This window comes from Nocardia sp. NPDC041819, from assembly GCF_055590505.1.
In genome coordinates, this window is sequence record NZ_JBVJAP010000019.1 from 1 (window position 1) to 23,040 (window position 23,040).

Consider the following 23,040-nt stretch of genomic DNA (forward strand, 5'->3'; position numbering starts at 1 on the left):
AGCTTCACCGAACTCATCGACCGCGCCCGCGAAACCGACCTCGCCGCCTTCGCCAACGCCGACATCCCCTTCGAACGCGTCGTCGAAGTCGTCGCGCCCGGCCGCGCCACCACCCACACCCCCCTGTTCGGGGTCGTGCTGTCATTCCAGAACAACGAACAACCCACCCTGCAACTACCCGGCCTCACCATCACCGCCCTCGACACCGGCACCGTCGCAGCCAAATTCGACCTACAAGTCAACATCCACCCCCACCACCACGACGACGGCACCCCCGCCGAACTCGACACCATCTTCACCTACGCCACCGACCTGTTCGACGAAACCACCATCCAAACCCTCGGCCACCGCCTCCACCGCATCCTCACCACCATCGCCACCAACCCCCACACCCCCATCGGCGACATCGACATCCTCGACCGAACCGAACGGGAACGGATCACAACCAGAACGGATGCCCCCGCACCGCAGGCAGCGGCGACGACGGCGGGCACCACACTGGCTCAGGCACTCGTGGCCGCGGTGGAAGACGACCCGGACGCCCCCGCCGTCGTCGTCGACGATATCGACGTGTCCTACCACGACCTCGAAACCCGATCGTCGCGGTTGGCGCGCGTGCTCATCGCGCGCGGCTGTGGCCCCGGCGCGGGCGTGGCGGTGCGACTGGATCGCGGCATCGAAGCAGTCATCGCCACCTGGGCGGTACTCAAAACCGGCGCCGCCGTGGTCCCGGTCGACGCACTCGACGCACAGCTGCCCGATGAGTTCGAGATCAAGATCGGCCTCACGGTCGGCGACAGCCGGTTCAGCGACACGGTCGACTGGCTCGCCCTCGACCACCCCACCGTCGTCGCGGAGATCGCCGCCGAATCACCCCGGCCGGTCACCTACGCCCACCGCACCCGCACACTGCGCGGGAGCGACACCGCCTTCCTCGGGGATCGGACCCTCAGCTACGACGACTTGGCCACGGCCGCCGCACAATTGCGCGACCACGCCGAACTCACCTACGAATCCCAGATCCTGCCCAGCGGCGAACCGGGATCCTCCGCCGCCCTGATCGAATTGATCGCAGGCGGGACCGTCGGCGCGACGGTCATCCTGGACACCGATGGTGCAGCGCGGGCCGACGAATGGGAGGCCAGTTGATCGCACCTCGGTCACTCGATCGCCCGGCGGAGGGAGACCTCAGCCGAAGTGGACGACCGAGACGGCCCCGGCGGCGAGGCAGTACACGGCGAACGGCAGCAGCGTGCGGGTCTGGAAGTACCGCTCCAGGAACCGCACTGCCAGCCACGACGACACCCCGGACACGAGGGCGCCGACCAGCACCGGCCCCCGGATGCCGTCGGTCTTCGGGCCGACCAGCTCCGGTATCTCGAGCAGGCCCGCGCCCAGGATCGCCGGAGTGGCCAGCAGGAAGGCGAATTTGGCCGCGTGCTCGTGTGCGAGACCACGCCACAGACCGCCGACCATGGTCAGGCCCGCCCGGCTGAAACCGGTCAGCAGCGCGCCGACTTGGACGAAGCCGATACCGAGGGCGTCGCGCGGCCCGAGGGCGGCCAATGGCCGGTCGGATTGGCGGCGAGGTTCCGCCTCGGCGGTGAGAGTGCCGCTGTGGGCCTGCCGCAGGGCGAACCGCCGACCGTATTCGGCCAGGGACGGTTCGTTCCGTCGGCGCAGTCCCTCACCGATGATCAGCACGACGCCGTTGAGCGCCAAGAAGACGGCGGCGTAGATCGGCGCCCCGAACAAGGCGTGCAAGGGATGTTCCAGCAGAAAGCCGAGCACACCGACGGGAACGGTGGCGATGACGATCAGCCACGCCAGCCGCTGCGGGATGGTGTCGAGGCGCCCGGTTCGCAGCGTGGTGAGGAAACCCGCGACGATGGCACACCAGTCCCGCCAGTAGTAGCCGAGCAGCGCGACCGCCGTCGCCACGTGCAGCGCCACCACGAACGCCAGATACGGTGTGCCCGTGCCGGACTCGCCTTCGCCGGTCAGCTTCTCCCAATCGCCTCCGAGCCATGCCGCGATCAGCACGGAGTGCCCCAGGCTGGAAATCGGGAAAAGCTCGGTGACCCCCTGCACCGCACCGATGACAGTCGCTTGAAAGTAGGTGAGCATCGAAGCGAGTCTCGCACGCGCGCAAAAGAAGCGCCGGAGAGGCTCCTCCACCGCCCCGGCGATGTCCGGGCGATTACCCGCTGGCGCCGGCCGACAAGTCGAGCGCGATGTCGACGATGAGGTCCTCTTGTCCGCCGACCAGCCCGCGGCGTCCCACCTCGAGCAGGATGGTGCGCACGTCGATGCCGTAGCGCCGCGACGCGGTTTCGGCATGCCGCAAGAAGGACGAGTAGACCCCGGCGTAGCCGAGCGTGAGGGTTTCGCGGTCCACGCGCACCGGGCGATCCTGCAGCGGCCGCACCAAGTCCTCGGCGGCGTCTTGCAGAGCGAACAGATCGCAGTTGTGCTTCCAGCCGTGCAGATCGGCGACGGCGACGAAAGGTTCGATCGGGCAGTTGCCCGCTCCCGCGCCGTGGCCGGCGAGCGAGGCGTCGACTCGGGTGACGCCTTCTTCGACCGCCACCACGGAATTGGCCACCGACAGCGAGAGGTTCTCGTGCGCGTGGATACCGATCTCGGTGCCCGGATCGAGCGCCTGACGGTAGGCGCGGACCCGGTCGCGGACGCCGTTCATGGTCAACCGGCCGCCGGAATCGGTGACGTAGACACAATGCGCCCCATACGATTCCATCAATTTCGCTTGTTCGGCCAGGCGAGCCGGTTCGGCCATGTGCGACATCATCAGGAATCCGGAGACGTCCATGCCGAGTTCCCGTGCGGTGGCGATGTGCTGAGCGGACACATCGGCTTCGGTGCAATGGGTGGCCACGCGCACCGACCGGACGCCGAGCCGGTAGGCGTGCTTCAGTTCTTCGATGGTGCCGATACCGGGCAACAACAGCGTGGTCAGCCGGGCGTGCGTGAGATCGGCGGCCGCTGCTTCGATCCATTCCCAGTCGGTGTTGCTCCCCGGGCCGTAATTCAAGCTGCCTCCGGCGAGGCCGTCGCCATGGGCGACTTCGATGCCGTCGACCCCCGCCGCGTCGAGCGCGGCGACGATCCGCCCGACGTCGTCGGGAGTGATGCGATGGCGCACCGCGTGCATGCCGTCCCGAAGGGTGACGTCTTGGATGAACAGCTGGGTGGTCATCGGAGCGCTTCCTGTCCTGCCGGCGCGGCGGCGATCGTGTCGGCGATGGATTCGGCGTAGCGCACGGCCGCCGAGGTCATGATGTCGAGGTTGCCCGCGTAGGCCGGGAGGTAGTGGGCGGCTCCTTCGACTTCGAGGAAGACCGTCACCTGATGGGTGGGCGCGGCGGCCGCGTCCGGGCCGAGCAGGGTGTGCACCGGTTGATCCTGCGGGACGGCGGTGATCTGAACTTTCTGCTGGAGGCGGTAACCGGGCACATAGGTGGCCACCTGGGCGACCATCTGCTCCACCGACTCGCGAATCGCCTCGTGCGTGCCGGAGTCGGGCGCGGTGATCAGGCACAGCACCGTATCGCGCATGATCAGCGGCGGGTCCGCCGGATTGAGGATGATGATCGCCTTGCCGCGCTGGGCGCCGCCGACCGCTTCGATCGCGTGCGCGGTCGTCTCGGTGAACTCGTCGATATTGGCGCGGGTACCCGGCCCCGCCGATTTCGACGCGATGGACGCGACGATCTCGGCGTAGGCGACCGGCGTCACGCGGGAGACCGCGGCGACGATCGGGATGGTGGCCTGCCCGCCGCAGGTGACCATGTTGACGTTGGGGGCGTGCCGATGTTCGTCCAGGTTCACCGCCGGAATGACGAACGGGCCCAGGGCCGCCGGGGTCAGGTCGATCAGGCGTTTGCCGAGCGGTTCGAGCACCGCGGCGTGCGCGGCGTGGGCCTTGGCGGAGGTCGCGTCGAAGACCACGTCGATCTCGTCGAAGTTCGGCAGCTCCAGCAGGCCCTGGACGCCTTCGGAGGTGGTCGGGACGCCGAACCTGCGCGCGCGGGCGAGGCCGTCGGATTCGGGGTCGATGCCGACCATCGCGCCCATCTCCAGCACCGTCGAGTGGCGGATCACTTTGATCATCAGATCGGTGCCGATATTGCCCGACCCGATCACCGCGACTTTCAGCTTGGCAGGGTTGTCGTTCATGGTCTCACTCCTGGATGAAGGTCGCGGTCACCGAGCCGAGTCCGGTGATGTCGGCGGTGACGGTGGCGGGGCCCTGGATCGGGGCCATCGGTCCGAGCGCTCCGGAGAGAACGATCTGCCCGGCGCGCAGCGGACGGCCGAACTCCCGAGTGGTGCGCGCCAGCCAGGCCAGGGCACGCAGCGGATCGCCGAGGCAGGCGGCGCCGGTTCCCGTCGACACTTCGACGCCGTCGATCGACATGCGCATCCGCGCCGAGACCGGGTCGAAGGAATCGAGCGTGCGATGTTCGGCGCCGAGGACGAACAGGCCGCTGGAGGCGTTGTCGGCGACGGTGTCGCCGAACGTGATGTCCCAGCCCGCGATGCGGCTGTCGACGATCTCGAGCGCGGCCACGGCGTAGCCGACCGCGCCGCGAATCTGCTCGTCATCGAGCGGGCCGTCCACCAAGTCGGCGGCGAGCACGAACGCGACCTCGGCTTCGACCTTCGGTTGCAGCAACCGGGTCAGCGGCACCGGTGTGTCCTGCGGGTAGTACATATCGTCGAACAACACTCCGAAATCCGGTTGATCGACGCCGAGCTGGCGCTGCACCGCCGGTGAGGTCAAGCCGATCTTGCGCCCAACGATCTCCGCACCCGCCGCGACGCGCTCGGCGGTCAGCAGTTCCTGCACCCCGTATGCCGCGGCCACATCGTCGGAACCGATCAGATCGCGCACCGGCGCGCACGGGGTGCCGGAGCGGGCCGCCACAGCGAGCAGCTCGGCGGCGGCAATCGTGGCGGTTTCCGCCGAAGGTCGGTCAAGGCCTGGAGGTGTTGGCATCGGGATCCCGGAATTCGTGAGGAAGTGTGGAACGGTGATCCCACTGTCGCCGCAGGCGGGAGCGGCCCGCCAGCGATGCGTTCCGCTGAGCCGAACGCCATCCGAGTAGAGTGGATCGGGCCCGATGGGTTGGAGGTCGACGGTGTCATCTGCGGCTGCCGGTCGTGCGGTAGACGGCTCGACCGTTCTGGGCAAGACCATGGCGGTGCTCGAGGCGTTCTCGATCGACGACACCGCGTTGAGCCTGGCCGAGCTCACGCGGCGGACCCGGATGCCGAAGGGCACCTTGCACCGGGTGCTGGCGGACATGGTGGCGGTGCGGTTGCTGGACCGGACCGACGCCGGGTACCGGCTCGGCGGGCATCTGTTCGAACTCGGGATGCGCGCGTCGGTGGAGCGGAGCCTGCTCGAGGTGGCGATTCCGTTCCTGGAGGAGTTGAACGCGCGTATTCACGAGACCGTGCATCTGGGCGTTCTCGACGGCACGGATGTCGTATATCTGACCAAGATCGGCGGGCGTCGTCAGGCCAGCGCACCGTCCCGGATCGGAGGCCGCATGCCGGCGCATTGCACGGCCATCGGCAAGGTCCTGCTGGCCAACGCCGACGCGGCACTGCGCGACCAGGCACTGGCAGGACAGCTTCGGCGCCACACCCCGCGGACGATGATCCTGCCCGGCACGCTGCGCAACCAGCTCGATCGGATCGCGGCCGACGGCGTGGCCTTCGAATTCGAGGAATCGGCTCCCGGCCTCGTGTGCGTCGCCGCCCCGGTCCGCGAGGCCGACCAGGTCGTGGCCGCCATCAGTGTGGCAGGGCCGTCCCACCGGTTCCATCCGGAGAACCACGCGGCAGCGGTCCGCGCGGCCGCCGAGGGAATCGGACTCACCCTCACCCGGCGGGCCCGGCTGGTGGGCACGCCCACCTCCTGAACGACTTTCCCCGGACGGCCGCGCGATTGACATCGGCAGCGCGCCGATTTAATTTGTCATCAAACATAACTACCTTTGATGTCAAAGATGCTTTGTGCTCCGGGTTTCTCAGGCGGCACGGGCAGCTGTTCAACCGTCGGGAGTGCATGATGACGCAGCGGAAATCCGAGGCAGTCGAGGTCGCCGAGTGGCTTCGTAACGCGGTCCGGCCGTTCGACGTGCCGCATGACGACAGGTCACCCGGGGCCCTGCCCGCACTCGCCGACTCGATGGAAGACGTCGTCGTCGCCGGCATCGGCATGACCACCCGGGCCGGGCACGAAGTATCCGTCACCGCGCACCGAGTCCTGCGGACGCTGGTGGAGCGGAAAGGCTTCCGGGCGCTGGCTCTGCTGGACGACGAGACGGTGGTCGCGGCGCTCGACGACTACACCCGCACCGGCCAGGGCGATCCCCGGGAACTACTCGGTGACGCGTGGGTTCCCTGGCGGAATACCGAGACTCTCGCTGTACTGCAGTGGTTACGCGAGTTCAACCGCGCGCATCCGGACGATCCGGTGCGGCTGTTCGGATTGACGCCCGAAGCGGCCAAGCCTGCGCACTACGCGCAGGTCTGCGATTTCGTCGCCGCCGTGGCACCGGACCGGCTCGACGACCTGCGCGGGCACTACGACCCGATAGTCTCCGCGCACCGCGTGGGTGAGCATCTCCAGCGGGCCGGGGGCACCCATCCCGGCCGACCGTTCGTCGAGCACGCCCGGGACGCGTTGGCGCTGGTCGAATCGCTACCAGGGGCCGCCGACGGACCCGCGGCGCTCGACGCGGCGCGACTCATCGTGCGATACCACCAATTCAGCACCGCGTCCGGGCGCCGCGACTTCGCCGCCGAGGCCGCGGACGCCGCCGACCGAATCGCCGCCTGGCACGAGCGCACCGGACAGCGGATCGCGTACTGGGAGGGGATCTCGAACACCGCGGTCGCCCCGCGGCTGACGATCGCGGCGATGTCCCAGGAGTTCCCGACCACCGGATTCCTGTTGCGCAAGCGCTTCGGCGCCGGCTATCTGTCCCTGGCGATCGCGTTTCACACCGGCGAGCTGCGCGCGAACCTGACGGTTCCGGCTCCGTCGGCCGAGTTCGCCGACAGCGCGCTGGATCATCCCGACCACGCCGGCTATCTACTGGACCTGCGCACAGCGCCGCCCGGCCCGGTCCGGCGATGGCTACACCAACCGACCCGAGTGCGCCTGATCATCGGCACCTACCGCCCGGACCGCGACGCTGACCATCACATCGCCGGCGCCGGAGTGGGCGACTGGTTCGACATCCTGCTTCGGATCCGCACCGTCACGCCCACGCACCGCCTCCCCTAGCCGTGCCTTTACGCCGCCGAGGCACAGTTTGCTGGTGGGTTCCCAATAGGTATATCCATCTGTTACATTACCGATGCGGAGCCTATATATACGCGTGCAGCTCCTCGTCCGAACGACAACGCCGTCACCGGACATCCGCCCCGACAACGACGTCGGCAGGCCGACAATGCCGTCGGCCGTGCAATGGATTCACCCGCCGGACACCGCTGCAGCCCGTCCCGCCTCGGTCGAGTCGGGCTGTGCGGCATGAAGACGGCCGGAACAGAACACGTGCGACTCGCACGCCCGATCGGACATTCAGCAAGAGGAACTCATCGACATGCCGATCAACTTCTTGAGTGGGCTCGATTTGATCGCCGCGCTCGACGCGCGCAATGTCGAAGCCCATCTCGCCGGTGCCGTCGAGGGCTGCACGGCATGCGCCACCACGTCCAGGCCGGGCCCCGGCTGCCCGGCAGGCCTCGCCGCCCGGATCCGCAACGGCGCCGCGACCTCTTCCCTGACGGCGATCGAGATCATCGACGAACTGCGCAACCTGCACCGTTCACCGAAACCCGAAAACTCCGGCACGTAGCACGCACCGCTTCCCCGGTGGCCACACCATTGCTTCGAATACGCACGGGTGGTCGCCGCGGCAAGGGCGGGCGCGGTGCACCGCGAAGGTGCTGGGTGACGTCGTCGCCGCGTTCGAGCCGGGATCCCTCAGTGAGGTCAACTCGAGGTCGTGGTCTGGGTTCGGGGGAATCGATGGCCCATGACATCCGCCCACCACGCGTTCGAAGCGCTGGACTCGGGCCAGATGATCCGGTCTCGGTCGTCGTCGTCGGTGATGGGCATGTTCATGTCCTCGATCACGATGCAATCCTTCGCGCCGTTCATCCTCCGGAAGAGGGCATCTCGTCTCGTGCGGCGCGAAGTATTCGTGACAAACGTCGAACCGGCCGGTCGTCGAGCAGCGGGGATGCCCCGATCGCGTACCGGCACGACCGCGCTGTCGAACCGATACGTACAGCGGATACCACCCGCGACCACAAACAAACCGTTCTTTCGGTACCACCTCGCGGATCCGTCGCCAGGTGCGCGGAAGCCGGCGGTGTCCTACGCCTCTTCCGGGGACCCCGGCTGCTCACGTACCCACGCGTCGGTCTGGGTGAGCCAGAACAAGTAGGCCAACGCGGGGAGCACCGTGACGGCGGCGAGGGCGACGACGGCGAGCAGTGCGAGCAGGGTGGCCCTGGCGCCCGCGGCATCCGCGATGAGCATTTCGTCGACGAGGATCCACGGCGTCTGCGCGACCGCCCATCCGATGACGATCGCGGCGACCGCGGCCGCCGCAGGCACCCGCGCCCACCCGAAGCGACGCCGGTACAGCAGCACCAGGGTGGCCACGCCCGCGGCGGCCGAGAGCGCGATCAGCGGCAGGGCGCGTCCGAGCAGCCCGGCACCGAGGGTCGGTGCGTCGTGGCGGATCGGGAGGATCGCCGCGATCGCCACCGCCCCGGTCGCCCCGCCGACGATCAGCGTGCGGGAACGTAGATAGCCGGCGAGGGCGCCATCACCCGAACGTGCGGCGTCGGCGGTCAGGAAGACTCCGGCCAGGAAGGCGGACGTTCCGACGGCCAGGGTGCCGCCCAGGATCGAGGTCGGATTCAGCCACGAACGCAGCGGGTCGCCGTAACCCTCGGCGGGCACCCGGCCGGAGGCGATCGCACCGACGGCGGTGCCGAAGAAGAACGGCGTGATCAGTGACGCACCGGCGAACAAGGCGCCGAACAGGCGCGCCTGGCCCAGGGTCGCGGAGTACTTGCGGAAGGCGAAGTTCGCCCCGCGCAGCACGATTCCGAGCAGCGCCAGGCTCATCGGGATGAACAAGGTGGTCATGATGGCCGCGAACGCCGCGGGGTAGGCGGTCCAGAGGAACACCAGGATGTAGATCAGCCAGACGTGGTTGGCCTCCCACACCGGTCCGATGCTGTGGTCGATGAGCACCCGCAGGCGGCTGCCGCGCCGGGGGCCGCCCGCGGTCAGGTCCCAGAATCCGGAGCCGAAGTCCGCGCCGCCGAACAGTGCGTAGAGCACCACCCCGATGAACATCGCCGTCGCGACCACGTCCGAGAGATCCATCGCTCAGGACTTTCCGACGCTGCGAGCGCGCTGCGCCTGGTCGACCGGCGATGCTCCCGGCCCGTACGGAGCGGTGATGGTCGCGGCGCCGGTGCGCCAGCGGCGGGCCATGGAGCGCAGGACGACGATCGCGCCCACCGTCATCCCGATATACACCAGCAACACGCTGACGTAGCTCCACCACAGATCGTTGCTCATGCTGGCGGCGTCGGTGGTACGCAGCACCTGCCACACCGTCCACGGCTGGCGGCCTACTTCGGTGGCGATCCAGCCGCATTCGAGCGCCAGAATCGCCAGAGGCCCCGCTGCCACCGCCGCCCGGAGGAACCAGCGCCGGGCCAGCAGGTCGTGGCGCCGCCAGCGCAGCAACCAGAATACGATCACCATGAGCGCGAGCAGGGTGCCGATGGCGACCATGGTCTGGAAGGCGAGGTGGGTGATGTTGACCGGTGGCCGATCCTCGACGGGGACCGAGTCCAGGCCGGGGACGGGTGCGGTCGGCGAGTTGCGAGCGATGATCGAACCCAGCCGAGGGATCTCGAGCGCTCCCCTGATCTCACCGTCGACGAGCACGCCGCCCAATCGCAGCGGGGCGGGCCCCTCGGTGGTGGCGGCCAGTTCGAACGCGGCCAGCTTCGCCGGTTGCGTGTCGTGCACCCGCATCCCCAGGACATGCCCGATGAGAGGTTGCGCGACCGCGGCGACGGTCGCGAACACGAACGGGACCGTGAATCCCAGCCGATGGTGCCGGTCGCTGCGTCCCCGCAGCAGACCTGCGGCGTAGACACCCGACACGAGGAATCCGACCACCATGAAGGCCCCGACCCACATGTGGGCGAACTGCAGGTAGACGCCGTCGTTGAACATCGCGCGCCACGGGTCGACGTCGGTCACCTCGCCGTCGACGAGCCGGAAGCCGGTCGGATTGTTCATCCACGCGTTGACGCTGACCACGCAAAATGTGCCGACCACCCCCGCGACGCCCATCGGGATGAGCATCGCGAGGTGCCTGCGCGGCGGCATGCGGCCCCATCCGTAGAGATAGATGCCCAGGAAGATCGCTTCGATGAAGAACGAGAGCCCTTCGAAGGCGAACGGCAAGCCGAGCACGTCGCCGTAGCGGCCCATCAGCCCCGGCCACAACAAGCCCATCTCGAAGCTGAGGACCGTTCCGGAGACCGCGCCGACGGCGAACAGGATCGCCGACACCGTCGCCCACCGCTTGGCCAACCCCAGGGCGACGGAGTCGGCACGGACGATTCCCCGGCGATGCACGACGTAGATCATGGCGGGAAACGCCACCCCGAAACAGGCCAGCACGATATGCCAGCCCAGCGAGAAGGCCATCTGCTGGCGCGCGGGCAGCAGACCGGGCGGCTCCGGCGCGGACGCCTGGTACAGCGCGGCGAGCGTGCTCGACACCATCCCGGCCCCTTCCCGCGATCGCACGGCCGCATGCCCGTGCTCGCATCCGGCCCTTTCGCGGGTTATCCCCCTTTTGCCTCGTCCCAACCAGCGAGGTCATGGCGCTACGGTCCGGTCACCAGGTCAGAACGGGCTTGACGACCTTGCCGTCGCGCTGCTCCGCGAGCGCGGCATTGATGTCGGTATGCGGGTACGTCGTCACGAGACGGTCGATGGGGAAGCGTCCGGCGGCGTGCAGGTCCAGCAGGTGCGGAATGAAGGTCGCGGGCACCGCGTCGCCTTCGAGGCAACCGCGGATCCCTTTGCCGCCCAGCACGATATCCCGCAAGTCGATCTCCGGGACGCCGGTACCAAGGCCGACCGCGACCACGGTGCCGCCGAGCGCGGCCCCGGCGGCCGCCGTGGCGAGCACACGCGACGATCCCGTGGTGTCGAGTGCGTGAGTCGCCCCGCCGTCGGTCAGCTTTCGCATCGCGGGCACGATGTCGTCGGCCGCCGGATCCAGGGCCGCGGTGGCGCCGAGTTCCAGCGCCAGCGCCCGCCGCAACGGCGACGGCTCCACCACGACCAATTCGGCGACCTCGCTCGCCAGGGCCGCCAGCACGCCCGCCATCCCGACCGCACCCGCGCCGTAGACCGCGACGCGGGCGTCCCGGTCCGGTCGCAGTACATTGAGCACCGCTCCGGCGCCGGTCAGGAACCCGCAGCCCAGTGGAGCCAGGATCGCTGAATCGACCCGCGTGTCGACGACCACCGTGTTGTCGGCGGTGCTCAACGCGTACGCGGCGAAGCTCGATTGACCGAAGAACCCGTCCAGCACCGCGGCTCCCGCGATGGTGACCCGGGAAGAGCGGTCCGCCCGGGCGCCGAACTGGTTCAGCTTCGCCGCCCGCACGCAATACGCCGGCCGTCCGGCCCGGCAGTTCCGGCACGTTCCGCAGTGCCGGAACGTCAACACGACGCGGTCACCGGGGCGCACACCGGTCACCGACGCGCCGACGGCCTCCACCACTCCGGCACCTTCGTGCCCGAGCAGCACCGGACGGTCGGCCGCGCCCGCCGCCCGGGTGACCAGGTCGGTGTGGCAGATCCCGGTGGCCTGGACCCGGACCAGGATCTCGTCGTCGCGCGGTTCATCGATCTCGACGGCTTCGACGGTGAACGGCGCGGCCGGGTCGCGCGAGAGCACCGCGGTGGTGGTCACCATCGCTCAGACCCGCTCGAGCAGGAAGTAGAAGTACTCGCCGTGGGCCAGCACCACATCGGGCCTGCCGTTCATGATGCCCATCAGCGTGTTCTCGTCGAGCCATTTGAAGTGGTCGAAGACCGGGCGGCTGTCGTAGACCATGGTGGCGGTCACCTCGCCGCGGAACTCGATATTCCACAGCGTCGCCTCCCCGCCGCCGAGTTCGACGTTGGAGAACAGCGACCCGTCCTCGGCGCGGCAGATCAACGGCTTCGCGTCCAGCACGCTGTGGAACGTCTTGCCATACCAGCGACTGACCGAGAGCGCTTTGCGCAGCGGATGCTCGGTCGGAAACGCCGCCCCCTTCCATTCGCCCAGGATGTCCTCGGCGCGCGCGACGGGCAGATCGGCCCACAGCGCATCCAACTCGGCCGCGGTCACCCCGTCCCGGGCGGCGAGATCTCGCCAGTCAGTCCCTGTAGAGCCCATGACCATCCTCGTTCCCTGGTGCGGTTTCCAGAACCTTTTGGTTCGGCAACTCTATATCCGAACCAAAAGGTTCGGCAAGATAGGATTCGCCCATGCGCGCAGCAGGTCAGGCCACCCGGGAACGGATCCTCGTCGCGGCCAAAGCGGAGTTCGCCCAGTACGGCATCGCCGGCGCGCGCATCAATCGCATCGCCGAGGCGGCCAAGGCGAGCAAGGACCGGCTCTACGCGTACTTCGCGGGCAAAGACGAGTTGTACGCCGCGGTCACAGCGGAATGGGTGACCCAGACCACCGACGAAACCGCCCTCGACGCCGCGGACCTGCCCGGTTACGTCGGCCGGCTCTTCGACCACTACGTCACCCACCCCGACAACGCCCGCCTGCAGGCGTGGGCCGAGATCGAGCAGACCCACATCCCCGCCGCCGAAGACGCCATCCGCCGGATCATCGCGGGAAAGCTCACCGAGATCCGGCGCGGGCAAGACCAAGGGCTGATCACGGCGGAATTCCAGCCCATCACCCTGATCGTCATGCTGACCGATCTGGCCCGTACCGCGGCCATGCACGCCACCCGCACCGACCATCACCACCGCACCGAACGCCGCGCCGCCACGGTCCTGGCCGCCCGTCGGCTGGTCAGCCCGGAGACGTCCCCGGCCGCAGACCCTCGTTAGTTGCCGAGGGCTTGCCGAGCCGACCCGCGAGATGGTGGGCTGGTGTGAGCGTCACATGACTCCGGCCGGACGGTAAGCGCCGAGACGACGATGGAGAAACGCATGGACGAGATCGAACGCACACCGCGGCTCACGGCGTTCCCGCGCATCGACGACTACGGGTTCATCTCCGATTGCGAGGTCACCGCCCTGATCTCCCCCAGTGGAGCCATCGAGTGGATGTGTCTGCCCCGCATGGACTCTCCGAGCGTGTTCGCGGCGATCCTCGATCGGTCCGCGGGCTCGTTCCGCTTCGCTCCCGCCGATTTCGTGGTGCCCACCGACCGTCGCTACATCCCGGGCACGATGGTCATGGAGACGAGCTGGCGCAGCGGCGATGGGTGGGCGACAGTGCGCGACGTGCTGCTGGTGGGGCCATGGCGGCACCAGACACCGGGTCGGAGTGCGCATCGGCGCACCCCCACCGATTACGACGCCGAGCACATCCTACTGCGCACGGTGCACTGCGAGACCGGCCAGATCCAGTTCGGGCTCGATTGTCAACCGGCCTTCGACTACGGCAGGTATCGCGCCCGATGGGACTATCTCGGCAGTTATCACCTCGCTCAGGCCAGTGCCGAGGGGACCGATCTGCAACTGACGTTGAGCACCGACATGCGCTTGGGATTGGAAGGCACGCACGCGGTCGCCCGCACACTACTGAAGACAGGCGACACCCGGTTCTGCGCTCTGGCCTGGGGTAGTCGCGACGCCCCCTGCGACGCCGAGGAGGCCGAAGAGCGGCTGCTGCGGACGATCCACCATTGGCGGCACTGGCTTGCGGGCGGGCGGTTCCCGGATCACCCGTGGACCGCGGAACTCACCCGCAGCGCACTGACCCTCAAGGGATTGACCTTCGCCCCGACCGGGGCCGTCGCCGCCGCTGCCACCACCTCGCTGCCCGAAACCCCTGGTGGAGAACGCAACTGGGACTATCGCTATTCCTGGATCCGCGACTCCGCCTTCGCCCTGTGGGGCCTGTACACACTTGGCTTCAGCTGGGAGGCGAACGATTTCTTCTCCTACATCCTCGACTTGACCGAGGAAGCCTCGGACATGCAGATCGTCTACGGCATCGGCGGCGAAACCGATCTCACCGAACAAACCCTGCCCCACCTGCGTGGCTACGACAACGCCACGCCGGTGCGCATCGGCAACGAGGCATACCGGCAACGCCAGCACGACGTGTGGGGCGCGGCGCTGGACGCGGTCTACCTCTACGCCCGTCACCAAGATCAAATCGACGCCCGGGCCTGGCCGTTGCTCGGCCGTGCGGTCAAGAGCGCCCTCACCTACTGGCGCGAGCCCGACCATGGCATCTGGGAGGTTCGCGGGCAACCCCAGCACTTCACCTCCAGCAAGGTCATGTGCTGGGTCGCCGCCGATCGCGGCGCCCGGCTGGCCCGCATCCACCAGGATTCGGACCGGGCGCAGCGCTGGCAAAAGGCCGCCGACGAGATCCATGCCGACATCTGCGCACATGCCGTCGACTCCCGCCGGGTGTTCACCCAGTACTACGGCAGCACGGCGCTGGACGCGTCGACCCTGCTCATCCCGCTGGTTCGTTTCCTGCCGCCCGATGACGAACGGGTACGCAACACCGTGCTGGCCATCGCCGACGAACTGACCGAAGACGGCCTGGTCCTGCGATACCGCGTCGGTGAGACCGACGACGGATGCGCGGGCGAGGAGGGCGCTTTCACGATCTGCTCGTTCTGGCTGGTCTCGGCGCTCTCGGAGATCGGCGAGAAGCAACGAGCCAGACAACTGTGCGAGAAACTCCTCGGCTACGCGAGCCCGCTGGGTTTGTACGCCGAGGAGATCGACCCCCGGACCGGCCGCCACTGGGGCAACTACCCGCAGGCGTTCACCCACCTCGCCTTGATCAACGCCGTCATGCACGTCATCCAGGACGAACAGGCGATTCTGCGGCAGGCGCTCGGCGGTGAATCGATCGCCCCCCGCCTGGACGACGCCCCGCTCACCAGGGGGTATATCCACCGCTGACCGGCGATCCACTCCAGCGAATCCCCTGCTACCCAGTACCGGGTGTTTGGCGTGCCACCGCCAGGGACGGGTCAGTACTATCACGTCGAACTGTTACCAGCACTAAGGATTTCATTGAACGGCTCGACGATAGCGATGCTCGGCATCGCCGCGACCGCGGCGCTCGGCATGACCGCCGCACCCGCGACCGCTGATCAAATGGCAGACAAATCTCGCGTCGTCGAGACCGAGGACGGCTGGGAGTTGCGGATCAGCAAAACCGCGGAAGACGTGCAGCGCGTACCCAATCTCGCCGCGACGCCGTTCAGCAGGGAAGGGTTCGTCACCTTGTCGGCGGCCGCCGATATCGGCGGCGACGGCCGGGAAGCGGTGAACTCCGGGACGTTGCAGCTGGGATATCAGATCGGCTGCCAGGCCGACGTGTCCAACGGCCTCACCGTGGGCCTTTCCGCGGCCATCGGCCCGAACGCCATGGTGACCGTGGCCCCCTCCCCCGGTCTCGCCGTCGGCGGCAGCGCGCTGGCCCTGCCGAACATGTCGACCACGATCAAGCCCGGCACCATCAACAGCATCACGCTCGGCACCAAACCGCTAGCGGGAGCGCATGGTTCGATCTCGGTCGACCAGATCCAGATCAAGATCGATGCGTGTGCGGGCGCGGTGAGCCTGCGCTCGTTCGCGATCGTATCGATTTCCACGGCCACAGCCGACAATTCGGTCGCCGTCTACGGTGACCCGATATGGCTGTGATCCCCATGCGCCGTTGGATGGCACCGGTCGGCGTGTCGGTCTCGTTGATCATCGCCGCGGCCGGCGCCTCCGCCGAGCCGATCGTTCCCGCCGGTCCAGGATCCACCTGCGGCGAAGCACATAGCGCTCCCTCGTGCGGCGACGACAAGCCCGCCCCCGGCAGCCGCGGGCCCGCGGCGCAGGCACCGGCACTCCCACTCCAAATACTGGCGCCGCCACCTGGGCGGTCGGCACCGAGTACGAATACACCGGCCGGTGCGCTGGTTCCCCCTGCGCCGGGACCGGCCGGGGCCACCCCGATCGTGCCCTCCAGGTAGCCGGGGAAGGGGCTGGTCGTCGACTGAGATGATCAGCCCTGTCGCAGGGCGGCAGGGGGGTCGGCCATCGGCGTGCGCCGCCAGGCCGTGAAGCGACACGCACAGGTCAGCTTCGCATCTCCGTACTCGACGCCGACACGGTCGCCGGTCGATCATTCTTCCGCGCCGCCACGATGACGAGTACCCCGGCGATCATCCCGACGAAGAACGGGGACGGCACCAGAAGGACGCCCCCCAGCGCACACCACGCCACGAGGCCCCAGCCGATCCCGGCGGGCACGTGCACCCCGCGTCCGGCGAGATGCCAGATCAGCGAGCCCAACAGGATCAGCGGGACGGCGAAGCCGCCCGGACCGGCCCAGAATGTGACCTTGTTCTGCAGCGACTCCGTCGTCTGTACCGCATCTCCGTCCGCGAGCGTGAGCGGGACGGCCGCCCATATCCCCCGATCGACCCAGCCGGTGATGTCCGCCCAGGCGGTGAGCGCCAGCAAGAACAGGTGCCCGGCACCCAGTACGACCATGATCGCGGCGGCCCAGCGGAGCAATCGTTTCCTGGTGTTCATCGTGACCTTCCGATGGCTGCTGCGGCACCTTTTGTACGGTGCCGTATAAATGATTTGTACGGTAACGTATAGAATCAGCGCGATCAATGGAGGTGGCCAGATTCCAGCCGTGCCCCGCACCACACGAGCCCGCTGGGTCGAGGCGGGCCTCGAGGCCCTTGCCCGCGGAGGCCCCGAGGCCGTCCGCGTCGAGACGCTCGCCGCTGAGCTCGGCGTCACGAAAGGCGGGTTCTACGGGTACTTCGACGGCCGTCCCGCGTTGCTCACGGCGATGCTCGACGAGTGGGAGCGCCGGTGCACGACAGCGGTCATCGCCCAGACCGAGGCAGAGGGCGGCGATGCCGCCGAGCGCATCCGCCGCGCGGGACAACTGACCTTCGCGGAGGACCTGCACCGCATCGATATCGCGGTGCGGGCCTGGGCGCGCCACGACGAGTCCGTCGCGGCGCGCCTGCGGCGTATCGACAACGAGCGAATGGACTTCCTGCGCACGATGTTCGGAGCTTTCGTCACCGACCCCGACGAGATCGAAGCACGAAGCACCCTGACGTTCGCCCTCGCGATCGGCCGCCACTTCATCGTCGCCGACCACCCCGGGTACAGCAAACGCGAAGCCATCCAGCTCGCCGGCGAATACCTTTTGCGTCCACCGCAGTGAACTGCCGAAAGGCCGTGTTCGATGAAGGCGGTTGCTGCCGGTAACCAAATCCGATGCGCGGTCTCGGCCGTCCCCCGCGGTGGACCGCAGCGATGACGCACGCGACCGCTTCCCGGGAGCGGATGAGCAGGCCACCTCCGATGCGGCGGCGTCGGCGCCGCGACGCGCACGGTTCGAGACGCGCCGGGGCCGGTGGCGAACGCATTCATCCGGCGGCGCGCCCGAGTTCGCACAGAGTCGCGAGGGCGTCCTCCAGCGTGCGGAGGTAGGACACCTCGAGCGGCAGCCGGACCGCAGACCAGCCCGGTCCGGCGACCAGCACCTGTGCCGCGGTCCGGCGCACGGCACAGATCGTTTCCGGTGTGGCGGTGGCGGACAACTGTGACCAGAGCGTGAGCACGCACGGGCGGTCGTGGTGCGACAGAGCGTCGGTCAGGGCCGAGTCGGGCACCGCCGCGCCCAGCAACAATGCCACGACACCCCGCTCGGCCAGCGCGGCCCGCAGCACCTCCAGGGGCAGCACGTGGTACTCGCCCGCGGTACAGGAGAGCAGAATCGGCGGTTGGGAGCGCGGGCGGCGCACCGGCGGGAACATGCGATGCAGGCCGGCGATCACCGCCCAGGACAGCAGATGCTCGACCTCGATCAGACCTCGGCCGCCGGCCTGCGCGGTGACGATCGTCGCCAATGCCGGGCGGCACAGCCGGTTCCAGGTCGCGACGACGCCGTCGTGTGCCAAACCGGCCATGACCTCGGTGAGCGCGAGATCGGGTTCGAGTTGTTCGGCCGCCGCCAAGAGGGCGCCGCGACCCGCCGGCTCTTCCGGAGCTTCGGCGCGGGCTTGTCGTGCAGCACTGGCCGGTGTGACGCCGGCTCCGACGAGTTCGATCATGCGCCGCAAGGCCGCGATATCGGATTCGGAATAGCGACGGTGTGCGCCCGGCCGGTGACGCGGCGGGCCGATCGCGTAGCGCTGGTTCCAGCTGCGCAGGGTGGCGATCGGAACGCCGAGCCTGGCCGCCACCGCGCCCACCGTGTAGCGGGCGGATTGTTCGTCAACCATCGCCGCACCGCACGGGCTGGTCACGGTTCGGAGTGCCGGGTGAGCTGGCAGGCCACGCACCCATGACGCCGCGGGCCGAGCGGCTATCCGGCGGCCTCCGCATCAGCACGTCCTCCGCTCCTTTCGAACAATCGATCGATGCATCGATTTTGCATCATTAGAAGCGTAGTGTGAAGCCCTGTAAGCCAATACTCCCGAAGGAGAACGTCATGAACCGACTCACCCTCACGCGCTCGATCGGGTTGACGGCCGGGGCGGGCGCGGCATCACTGGGCCTGCTGTTCGCCGCACCCGTCGCCACCGCCGCCCCGGCGGGATGCCCCGCTCCGGGCCTCGCGGCGACCCAGAACTCCGACAGTGACGCCTCGTGCTCGGCGACCAGTGGCGCGGGCGGCGCCGCGGCCGCGTACGGCTTCGAGGGAAAGGCCACCGCGGATGCCGCGCCGACCAGCCTCTCCCTGGCGATAGCGCAGAACGGCGGCGTCGCCACCTCGAACTCGGCGGCGCTGTCCGGCCCCGCCGCGATCGCACTCGGCCCCGGCGCGACGGTCACGACGACCGGCGTGCGCCCGGGGTTGTCGATCGGAATCGCCGGCCCCGGCGCGACGGTCTCGGTCACCGGCGTATCGACCCCGACATGTAGCGGCGGTTTCGGCTTCGCGGGCGACTTTCAGACCTGGCAGGGCTGCTTCTCGCCTCGATAGTGCATCATTATGAGTAACATCGCTGAAGTACGAGTAGGCGCCCGAGGCGTACGAAGGGGATCGGGAATGAGCGTCGTGTCGTCCGAGCCGGCAGTGACCGATTCGGTCAGGGGCATTCCGGTACTCGGTGCCGCGCCCTCTTTCGCGCTGTGGCGGGACGCGGTGCGCCGGGAGGTACTCGACGAGATCAGTGCTTTTCTCGTGCGGGCGTGCCCTGCCGCGCTCACTCGCCTGGGTGCGCAGGACGTTCTGCACCAATACGCCCTGGGCGGCAAGTGCGTGCGGTCGACGTTCATGTATCTCGGCTGGCTGTGCGGAGCGCCGGATAACCCGGCAGCCTTGCGCGCGGCGGCCGGTCTGGAACTGTTGCACGCGTTCGCGCTGTTGCAGGACGACGTCATGGACCAGTCCGCGACGCGTCGCGGCGCCCCGTCCGCGCACGTCCGGTTCGCCGCGGCGCACCGCGGGACCGGCGCGCCCGGCTCCTCCGTCCGGTACGGCGAATCCGCCGCGACACTGCTCGGGGATATGTGCCTCGTGTGGGCCGAGCAGATGCTCCGGGAAAGCGGGCTCGCCGAGTCCGCGCTCGCGCGGGTATGGCCGCGCTACGACGGCATGCGGGTGGAGCTGGCGACCGGCCAGTTCGCGGATCTGCTCAATGACGCGCGCCTGGAGCCGTCGCTGGACTCCGTCCTGGCGATCGCACGAGCCAAGTCCGGCAACTACACCGTGCGACGCCCCTTGGAGATGGGCGCCGCGATGGCCGGCTGCGGCGCGGCCGTGGTGGACGCCCTGGGCCGGTACGGCGCCGCGATCGGCGAGGCGTTCCAGTTGCGCGACGACGTTCTCGGCATCTTCGGGTCGCAGGCCGTGACCGGCAAACCCGCCGACAGCGACCTCACCGAACGGACGGCGACCAGCGTTGTGGTCCTCGCGCGCGAACTGGCGACTTCGGCGGCGCGGGCCGAACTGTCGGATCTGTTGCATCGGCCCCGGCTCGGCGCCGCCGAGATCGCCCGCGTCCGAACGCTGATCGCCGAATCCGGCGCCCCGGCGAGGATCCAGACGATGATCGCCGAGCTGGTCGACAGCGCACACGGCGCGCTGGACGCCGCGAACTTTCCCACACCGATGCGTGCCGCCCTCGCGCACATGGCAGCCGCCTGCACCGAACGCGTCGCCTGACAGGAGGTCGAACCGATGCGCACCGTCGAAGGCGCCACCGACCGAATCGTGATCGTCGGGGCCGGCTTGGCAGGGTTGTCCGCGGCCCTGCACCTGGCCGGCCGATCGCGCGAAGTGATCGTGGTGGAACGCGACTCGGTACCGGGCGGACGAGCGGGGCACGCGGAGGTCGGGGGCTACCGGTTCGACACCGGCCCGACGGTCCTCACCATGCCGGACATCGTCGAGAGCGTCTTCGCCGCCGCCGGAGCGCGGGCTGCCGACCATGTGCGGCTGATACCCGTGGAACCGGCGTACCGGGCGCATTTCGCCGAGGGCCGGACGCTGGAGGTGCACACCGACGCCGAGCGGATGCAGGAGGAGATCCGCCGGTTCGCCGGGCCCGGCGAGGCCGACGGTTATCGCCGTCTGCGGCACTGGCTGACGCGTTTGTATCGCGCGGAGATGGACCGATTCATCTCGGCGAATTTCGATTCGCCGCTGTCGATGGCGACTCCCGCGCTGGCCCGGCTGCTGGCCGCGGGCGGTTTCGGGCGGTGGGATGCCGCTGTCCGGCGCTATATCCGCGACCCGGACCTGCGGCGTGTCTTCACCTTTCAATCGCTGTACGCGGGCGTCGCGCCCAGCCGGGCGTTGGCGGCCTACGCGGTGATCGCCTACATGGACACCGTCGGCGGGGTGTTCTTCCCCCGCGGCGGCATGCGTGCGCTTCCGGATGCGCTGGCGAGGGCGGCGGCGAATGCCGGTGTTCGCTTCCGCTACGACACCTCGGTCACCGCCCTGGACCGCGCGGGCTCGCGGATCACCGGCGTGCTCACCCAGGACGGCGACCGAATCCCCTGCGACGCGGTGGTCTTGACGACCGAACTGCACGAGGCGTACCGCCTCGTCGCGCGGGCGCCGCGGCGCCCCGTTCCGCTGACCTCCGCCCCGTCGGCGCTGATCGCCCATCTCGCGTGCGCGCCCACGGCCGGAATCGCGCATCACAGCTTGCTGTTCGGGGCCGCCTGGGAGGAATCGTTCGCCGACATCATCGAGCGCGGACAGGTGATGCGCGATCCTTCGCTGCTGGTCACCCGCCCCACCGCTACCGATCCCACTACGGCTCCCGCAGGACGGGACCTGCTGTCGGTCCTCGCGCCGGTGCCGAACCTCGAACGCCGCCGCATCGATTGGCAGCGAGCGGGCGCCGGCTACGCCGACCGGATCCTGACGATCGCTCAGCAACGACTCGGCGCGCGACTCGGCGATGTCGAGGTCCTGCGCATCGACACGCCCGCCGACTGGGCGCGGCGCGGCATGCGCGCGGGAAGCCCGTTCGCGCTCGCGCACACGTTCACCCAAACCGGTCCGTTCCGACCGGCCAACATGATCCGCGGTATCGACAACGTCGTCCTGGCCGGAGGCTCGACCGTGCCGGGAGTGGGGATTCCGCCGGTGCTGATCTCCGGGCGGCTCGCCGCGGATCGCGTCACCGGCCTCGAGCCGCAAGGGCACCGGCGCACCGTACCCGCGCGAGCCGCGCTCAGCACCAGCCGAATTGATCGATGACAGTGATCGGAGCCGAGATGACCCGCACCGCCCCCGAAACCGGAATCAGCGGCCCGGCTTTGCACCGGTCCTACCGGTACTGTCGACAGCTCAACGCACGCCACGGAAAGACCTTCTTCCTGGCGACCCGATTGCTCGCGCCCGATCAACGCCCGGCGGTGCACGCCCTGTACGGATTCGCGCGCCGAGCCGACGACATCCTCGACGAGTTCGACCCGTGTCGCGAACCCGCCGAAAGGGCCCGGCAACTGGACGCACTCGCCGCGCACTTCCGCGATCGCGACGCCGATGCCGACGCCGTGCTTCCCGCGATTCTCGACACCGCCGATCGCTATCGCATGCCAGCGGCCCTGTTCGACGCGTTCCTCGCCTCGATGCGGATGGATCTGACGGTGACCGACTATCCCGACCGCGCCGCACTCGACACCTATATCTACGGTTCGGCCGAAGTCATCGGATTGCAGTTGCTCCCGATCCTGGGCGCCACCTGCGCCGACGAGGCCGCACCCCATGCCGCCGCGCTCGGTAAGGCGTTCCAACTGACCAACTTCCTGCGCGACGTCGCCGAAGACCTGATGCGTGGCCGGGTCTACCTGCCCACCGACGAACTCGCCGCGTTCGGCGTCGACCGAGATCTCCTGCGCTGGTGTCTGACACGCCGGCGCACCGAGCCGCGAGTCCGCGAAGCCCTGGCGGCGCAGCACGCGATCACCCGCGATATCTACCGTTTCGCACACGCCGGAATCGCACTGTTGCACTCTCGTTCCCGCCCGTGCGTCACTACGGCGACCACGCTATACGCGGAGATCCTCGATCGCATCGAGGACAGCGATTTCGCGGTGTTCGACCGCCGCGCCACCGTGCCGAACCGGAGGCGCGCGCAGGTCGGCGCGACCGGCCTGGTCAAGGCCTGGTGGGCACGCCGCGTCGAGCGGTGATCGTTCCGGCGCGCAGGTGGCCGGGTTCCTGCGATAGCGTG

At 68.8% G+C, this 23,040-nt stretch carries 23 protein-coding genes; 12 read left to right on the forward strand and 11 right to left on the reverse strand.

All coding sequences use genetic code 11. The features are described 5' to 3' along the window. Positions 1 to 1,149 (forward strand): condensation domain-containing protein (locus ACZ6DL_RS33190; protein ID WP_466057084.1); only part of this gene is annotated, 1,149 nt, incomplete at its 5' end. Positions 1,150 to 1,188: 39 nt separating this feature from the next. Here ACZ6DL_RS33190 and ACZ6DL_RS33195 read toward each other — a convergent pair. From ACZ6DL_RS33195 to ACZ6DL_RS33210, 4 genes are all read right to left on the reverse strand, one after another. Further along, positions 1,189 to 2,127 carry an undecaprenyl-diphosphate phosphatase gene (locus tag ACZ6DL_RS33195; RefSeq protein ID WP_396977710.1) on the reverse strand — a complete coding sequence of 313 codons (939 nt, stop codon included), beginning with the start codon at positions 2,125 to 2,127 and terminating at the stop codon, positions 1,189 to 1,191. Between the two features lie 73 nt (positions 2,128 to 2,200). Further along, positions 2,201 to 3,217, reverse strand: coding sequence for a 4-hydroxy-2-oxovalerate aldolase (gene dmpG, locus ACZ6DL_RS33200; RefSeq protein ID WP_466057086.1), 1,017 nt, complete (start codon positions 3,215 to 3,217; stop codon positions 2,201 to 2,203). After that, entirely contained in the window at positions 3,214 to 4,197 is a 984-nt protein-coding gene (locus ACZ6DL_RS33205; protein WP_466057087.1) for an acetaldehyde dehydrogenase (acetylating), read from the reverse strand. The genes dmpG and ACZ6DL_RS33205 overlap by 4 nt, the downstream gene beginning before the upstream one ends. Positions 4,198 to 4,201: 4 nt before the next feature. After that, a complete protein-coding gene (locus tag ACZ6DL_RS33210) occupies positions 4,202 to 5,020 on the reverse strand; it encodes a 2-keto-4-pentenoate hydratase (protein ID WP_466057089.1) in 819 nt (272 codons plus the stop codon). A 199-nt stretch (positions 5,021 to 5,219) separates the two neighbouring features. On the opposite strand from ACZ6DL_RS33210, the gene ACZ6DL_RS33215 reads away from it, so the two are divergent. The 3 genes from ACZ6DL_RS33215 to ACZ6DL_RS33225 all read left to right on the forward strand — a co-directional run bounded on the left by ACZ6DL_RS33215 (position 5,220) and on the right by ACZ6DL_RS33225 (position 7,898). After that, positions 5,220 to 5,951 (forward strand): IclR family transcriptional regulator, encoded by a 732-nt coding sequence (locus ACZ6DL_RS33215; protein WP_466057247.1) that lies wholly within the window; start codon positions 5,220 to 5,222, stop codon positions 5,949 to 5,951. Positions 5,952 to 6,100: 149 nt separating this feature from the next. Then, positions 6,101 to 7,324 (forward strand): erythromycin esterase family protein, encoded by a 1,224-nt coding sequence (locus ACZ6DL_RS33220; RefSeq protein WP_466057091.1) that lies wholly within the window; start codon positions 6,101 to 6,103, stop codon positions 7,322 to 7,324. Positions 7,325 to 7,643: 319 nt separating this feature from the next. Then, positions 7,644 to 7,898 carry a hypothetical protein gene (locus ACZ6DL_RS33225; RefSeq protein WP_466057093.1) on the forward strand — a complete coding sequence of 85 codons (255 nt, stop codon included), beginning with the start codon at positions 7,644 to 7,646 and terminating at the stop codon, positions 7,896 to 7,898. Positions 7,899 to 8,035: 137 nt separating this feature from the next. Here ACZ6DL_RS33225 and ACZ6DL_RS33230 read toward each other — a convergent pair whose 3' ends face one another. From ACZ6DL_RS33230 to ACZ6DL_RS33250, 5 genes are all read right to left on the reverse strand, one after another. After that, entirely contained in the window at positions 8,036 to 8,179 is a 144-nt protein-coding gene (locus ACZ6DL_RS33230) for a hypothetical protein (RefSeq protein WP_466057095.1), read from the reverse strand. 243 nt (positions 8,180 to 8,422) lie between these two features. Then, positions 8,423 to 9,448: a cytochrome d ubiquinol oxidase subunit II gene (locus tag ACZ6DL_RS33235; protein ID WP_466057096.1), complete on the reverse strand. Its 1,026-nt coding sequence runs from the start codon at positions 9,446 to 9,448 to the stop codon at positions 8,423 to 8,425. A 3-nt stretch (positions 9,449 to 9,451) separates the two neighbouring features. Then, positions 9,452 to 10,873 carry a cytochrome ubiquinol oxidase subunit I gene (locus tag ACZ6DL_RS33240; protein WP_466057098.1) on the reverse strand — a complete coding sequence of 474 codons (1,422 nt, stop codon included), beginning with the start codon at positions 10,871 to 10,873 and terminating at the stop codon, positions 9,452 to 9,454. Positions 10,874 to 10,988: 115 nt separating this feature from the next. After that, positions 10,989 to 12,077 (reverse strand): NAD(P)-dependent alcohol dehydrogenase, encoded by a 1,089-nt coding sequence (locus ACZ6DL_RS33245; protein WP_466057249.1) that lies wholly within the window; start codon positions 12,075 to 12,077, stop codon positions 10,989 to 10,991. 6 nt (positions 12,078 to 12,083) lie between these two features. Next, positions 12,084 to 12,548 (reverse strand): DUF4334 domain-containing protein, encoded by a 465-nt coding sequence (locus tag ACZ6DL_RS33250; RefSeq protein ID WP_466057100.1) that lies wholly within the window; start codon positions 12,546 to 12,548, stop codon positions 12,084 to 12,086. A 92-nt stretch (positions 12,549 to 12,640) separates the two neighbouring features. Between ACZ6DL_RS33250 and ACZ6DL_RS33255 the strand changes: the two genes are divergently transcribed. From ACZ6DL_RS33255 to ACZ6DL_RS33265, 3 genes are all read left to right on the forward strand, one after another. Continuing rightward, positions 12,641 to 13,222 (forward strand): TetR family transcriptional regulator, encoded by a 582-nt coding sequence (locus ACZ6DL_RS33255; RefSeq protein ID WP_466057102.1) that lies wholly within the window; start codon positions 12,641 to 12,643, stop codon positions 13,220 to 13,222. A gap of 102 nt (positions 13,223 to 13,324) precedes the next feature. Beyond that, the gene (locus ACZ6DL_RS33260) at positions 13,325 to 15,268 is read left to right on the forward strand and encodes a glycoside hydrolase family 15 protein (protein ID WP_466057104.1); all 1,944 of its coding nucleotides are present in this window, start codon (positions 13,325 to 13,327) and stop codon (positions 15,266 to 15,268) included. Between the two features lie 114 nt (positions 15,269 to 15,382). Next, entirely contained in the window at positions 15,383 to 16,018 is a 636-nt protein-coding gene (locus ACZ6DL_RS33265; protein WP_245659818.1) for an MspA family porin, read from the forward strand. 423 nt (positions 16,019 to 16,441) lie between these two features. Here ACZ6DL_RS33265 and ACZ6DL_RS33270 read toward each other — a convergent pair whose 3' ends face one another. Next, positions 16,442 to 16,900, reverse strand: coding sequence for a DUF6463 family protein (locus ACZ6DL_RS33270; protein WP_466057106.1), 459 nt, complete (start codon positions 16,898 to 16,900; stop codon positions 16,442 to 16,444). Positions 16,901 to 16,949: 49 nt separating this feature from the next. Between ACZ6DL_RS33270 and ACZ6DL_RS33275 the strand changes: the two genes are divergently transcribed. Then, on the forward strand, positions 16,950 to 17,558 hold the full coding sequence (locus ACZ6DL_RS33275) for a TetR/AcrR family transcriptional regulator (protein WP_466057108.1): 609 nt from the start codon (positions 16,950 to 16,952) through the stop codon (positions 17,556 to 17,558). A gap of 205 nt (positions 17,559 to 17,763) precedes the next feature. On the opposite strand, the gene ACZ6DL_RS33280 is transcribed toward ACZ6DL_RS33275, so the two are convergent. After that, entirely contained in the window at positions 17,764 to 18,621 is an 858-nt protein-coding gene (locus tag ACZ6DL_RS33280; protein ID WP_466057110.1) for a MerR family transcriptional regulator, read from the reverse strand. Positions 18,622 to 18,830: 209 nt separating this feature from the next. On the opposite strand from ACZ6DL_RS33280, the gene ACZ6DL_RS33285 reads away from it, so the two are divergent. From ACZ6DL_RS33285 to ACZ6DL_RS33300, 4 genes are all read left to right on the forward strand, one after another. Further along, positions 18,831 to 19,325, forward strand: a complete 495-nt coding sequence (locus ACZ6DL_RS33285) for a DUF6764 family protein (RefSeq protein ID WP_466057111.1) — start codon at positions 18,831 to 18,833, stop codon at positions 19,323 to 19,325. Positions 19,326 to 19,391: 66 nt separating this feature from the next. Then, positions 19,392 to 20,510: a polyprenyl synthetase family protein gene (locus ACZ6DL_RS33290; RefSeq protein WP_466057113.1), complete on the forward strand. Its 1,119-nt coding sequence runs from the start codon at positions 19,392 to 19,394 to the stop codon at positions 20,508 to 20,510. Positions 20,511 to 20,525: 15 nt separating this feature from the next. Then, complete coding sequence (gene crtI / locus ACZ6DL_RS33295) at positions 20,526 to 22,061, forward strand: phytoene desaturase family protein (protein ID WP_466057114.1); 1,536 nt, start codon at positions 20,526 to 20,528, stop codon at positions 22,059 to 22,061. Then, on the forward strand, positions 22,058 to 22,999 hold the full coding sequence (locus tag ACZ6DL_RS33300; RefSeq protein WP_466057116.1) for a phytoene/squalene synthase family protein: 942 nt from the start codon (positions 22,058 to 22,060) through the stop codon (positions 22,997 to 22,999). The genes crtI and ACZ6DL_RS33300 overlap by 4 nt, the downstream gene beginning before the upstream one ends. Positions 23,000 to 23,040 lie beyond the last annotated feature (41 nt).

Bases quoted from the DNA above. Each gene is read 5' to 3' on its own strand.
- ACZ6DL_RS33195 (WP_396977710.1), bottom strand. From the start codon at position 2,127: ATGCTCACCTACTTTCAAGCGACTGTCATCGGTGCGGTGCAGGGGGTC.
- dmpG (WP_466057086.1), bottom strand. From the start codon at position 3,217: ATGACCACCCAGCTGTTCATCCAAGACGTCACCCTTCGGGACGGCATG.
- ACZ6DL_RS33205 (WP_466057087.1), bottom strand. From the start codon at position 4,197: ATGAACGACAACCCTGCCAAGCTGAAAGTCGCGGTGATCGGGTCGGGC.
- ACZ6DL_RS33210 (WP_466057089.1), bottom strand. From the start codon at position 5,020: ATGCCAACACCTCCAGGCCTTGACCGACCTTCGGCGGAAACCGCCACG.
- ACZ6DL_RS33215 (WP_466057247.1), top strand. From the start codon at position 5,220: ATGGCGGTGCTCGAGGCGTTCTCGATCGACGACACCGCGTTGAGCCTG.
- ACZ6DL_RS33220 (WP_466057091.1), top strand. From the start codon at position 6,101: ATGACGCAGCGGAAATCCGAGGCAGTCGAGGTCGCCGAGTGGCTTCGT.
- ACZ6DL_RS33225 (WP_466057093.1), top strand. From the start codon at position 7,644: ATGCCGATCAACTTCTTGAGTGGGCTCGATTTGATCGCCGCGCTCGAC.
- ACZ6DL_RS33235 (WP_466057096.1), bottom strand. From the start codon at position 9,448: ATGGATCTCTCGGACGTGGTCGCGACGGCGATGTTCATCGGGGTGGTG.
- ACZ6DL_RS33240 (WP_466057098.1), bottom strand. From the start codon at position 10,873: ATGGTGTCGAGCACGCTCGCCGCGCTGTACCAGGCGTCCGCGCCGGAG.
- ACZ6DL_RS33250 (WP_466057100.1), bottom strand. From the start codon at position 12,548: ATGGGCTCTACAGGGACTGACTGGCGAGATCTCGCCGCCCGGGACGGG.
- ACZ6DL_RS33255 (WP_466057102.1), top strand. From the start codon at position 12,641: ATGCGCGCAGCAGGTCAGGCCACCCGGGAACGGATCCTCGTCGCGGCC.
- ACZ6DL_RS33260 (WP_466057104.1), top strand. From the start codon at position 13,325: ATGGACGAGATCGAACGCACACCGCGGCTCACGGCGTTCCCGCGCATC.
- ACZ6DL_RS33270 (WP_466057106.1), bottom strand. From the start codon at position 16,900: ATGAACACCAGGAAACGATTGCTCCGCTGGGCCGCCGCGATCATGGTC.
- ACZ6DL_RS33275 (WP_466057108.1), top strand. From the start codon at position 16,950: ATGATTTGTACGGTAACGTATAGAATCAGCGCGATCAATGGAGGTGGC.
- ACZ6DL_RS33280 (WP_466057110.1), bottom strand. From the start codon at position 18,621: ATGGTTGACGAACAATCCGCCCGCTACACGGTGGGCGCGGTGGCGGCC.
- ACZ6DL_RS33285 (WP_466057111.1), top strand. From the start codon at position 18,831: ATGAACCGACTCACCCTCACGCGCTCGATCGGGTTGACGGCCGGGGCG.
- ACZ6DL_RS33290 (WP_466057113.1), top strand. From the start codon at position 19,392: ATGAGCGTCGTGTCGTCCGAGCCGGCAGTGACCGATTCGGTCAGGGGC.
- crtI (WP_466057114.1), top strand. From the start codon at position 20,526: ATGCGCACCGTCGAAGGCGCCACCGACCGAATCGTGATCGTCGGGGCC.
- ACZ6DL_RS33300 (WP_466057116.1), top strand. From the start codon at position 22,058: ATGACAGTGATCGGAGCCGAGATGACCCGCACCGCCCCCGAAACCGGA.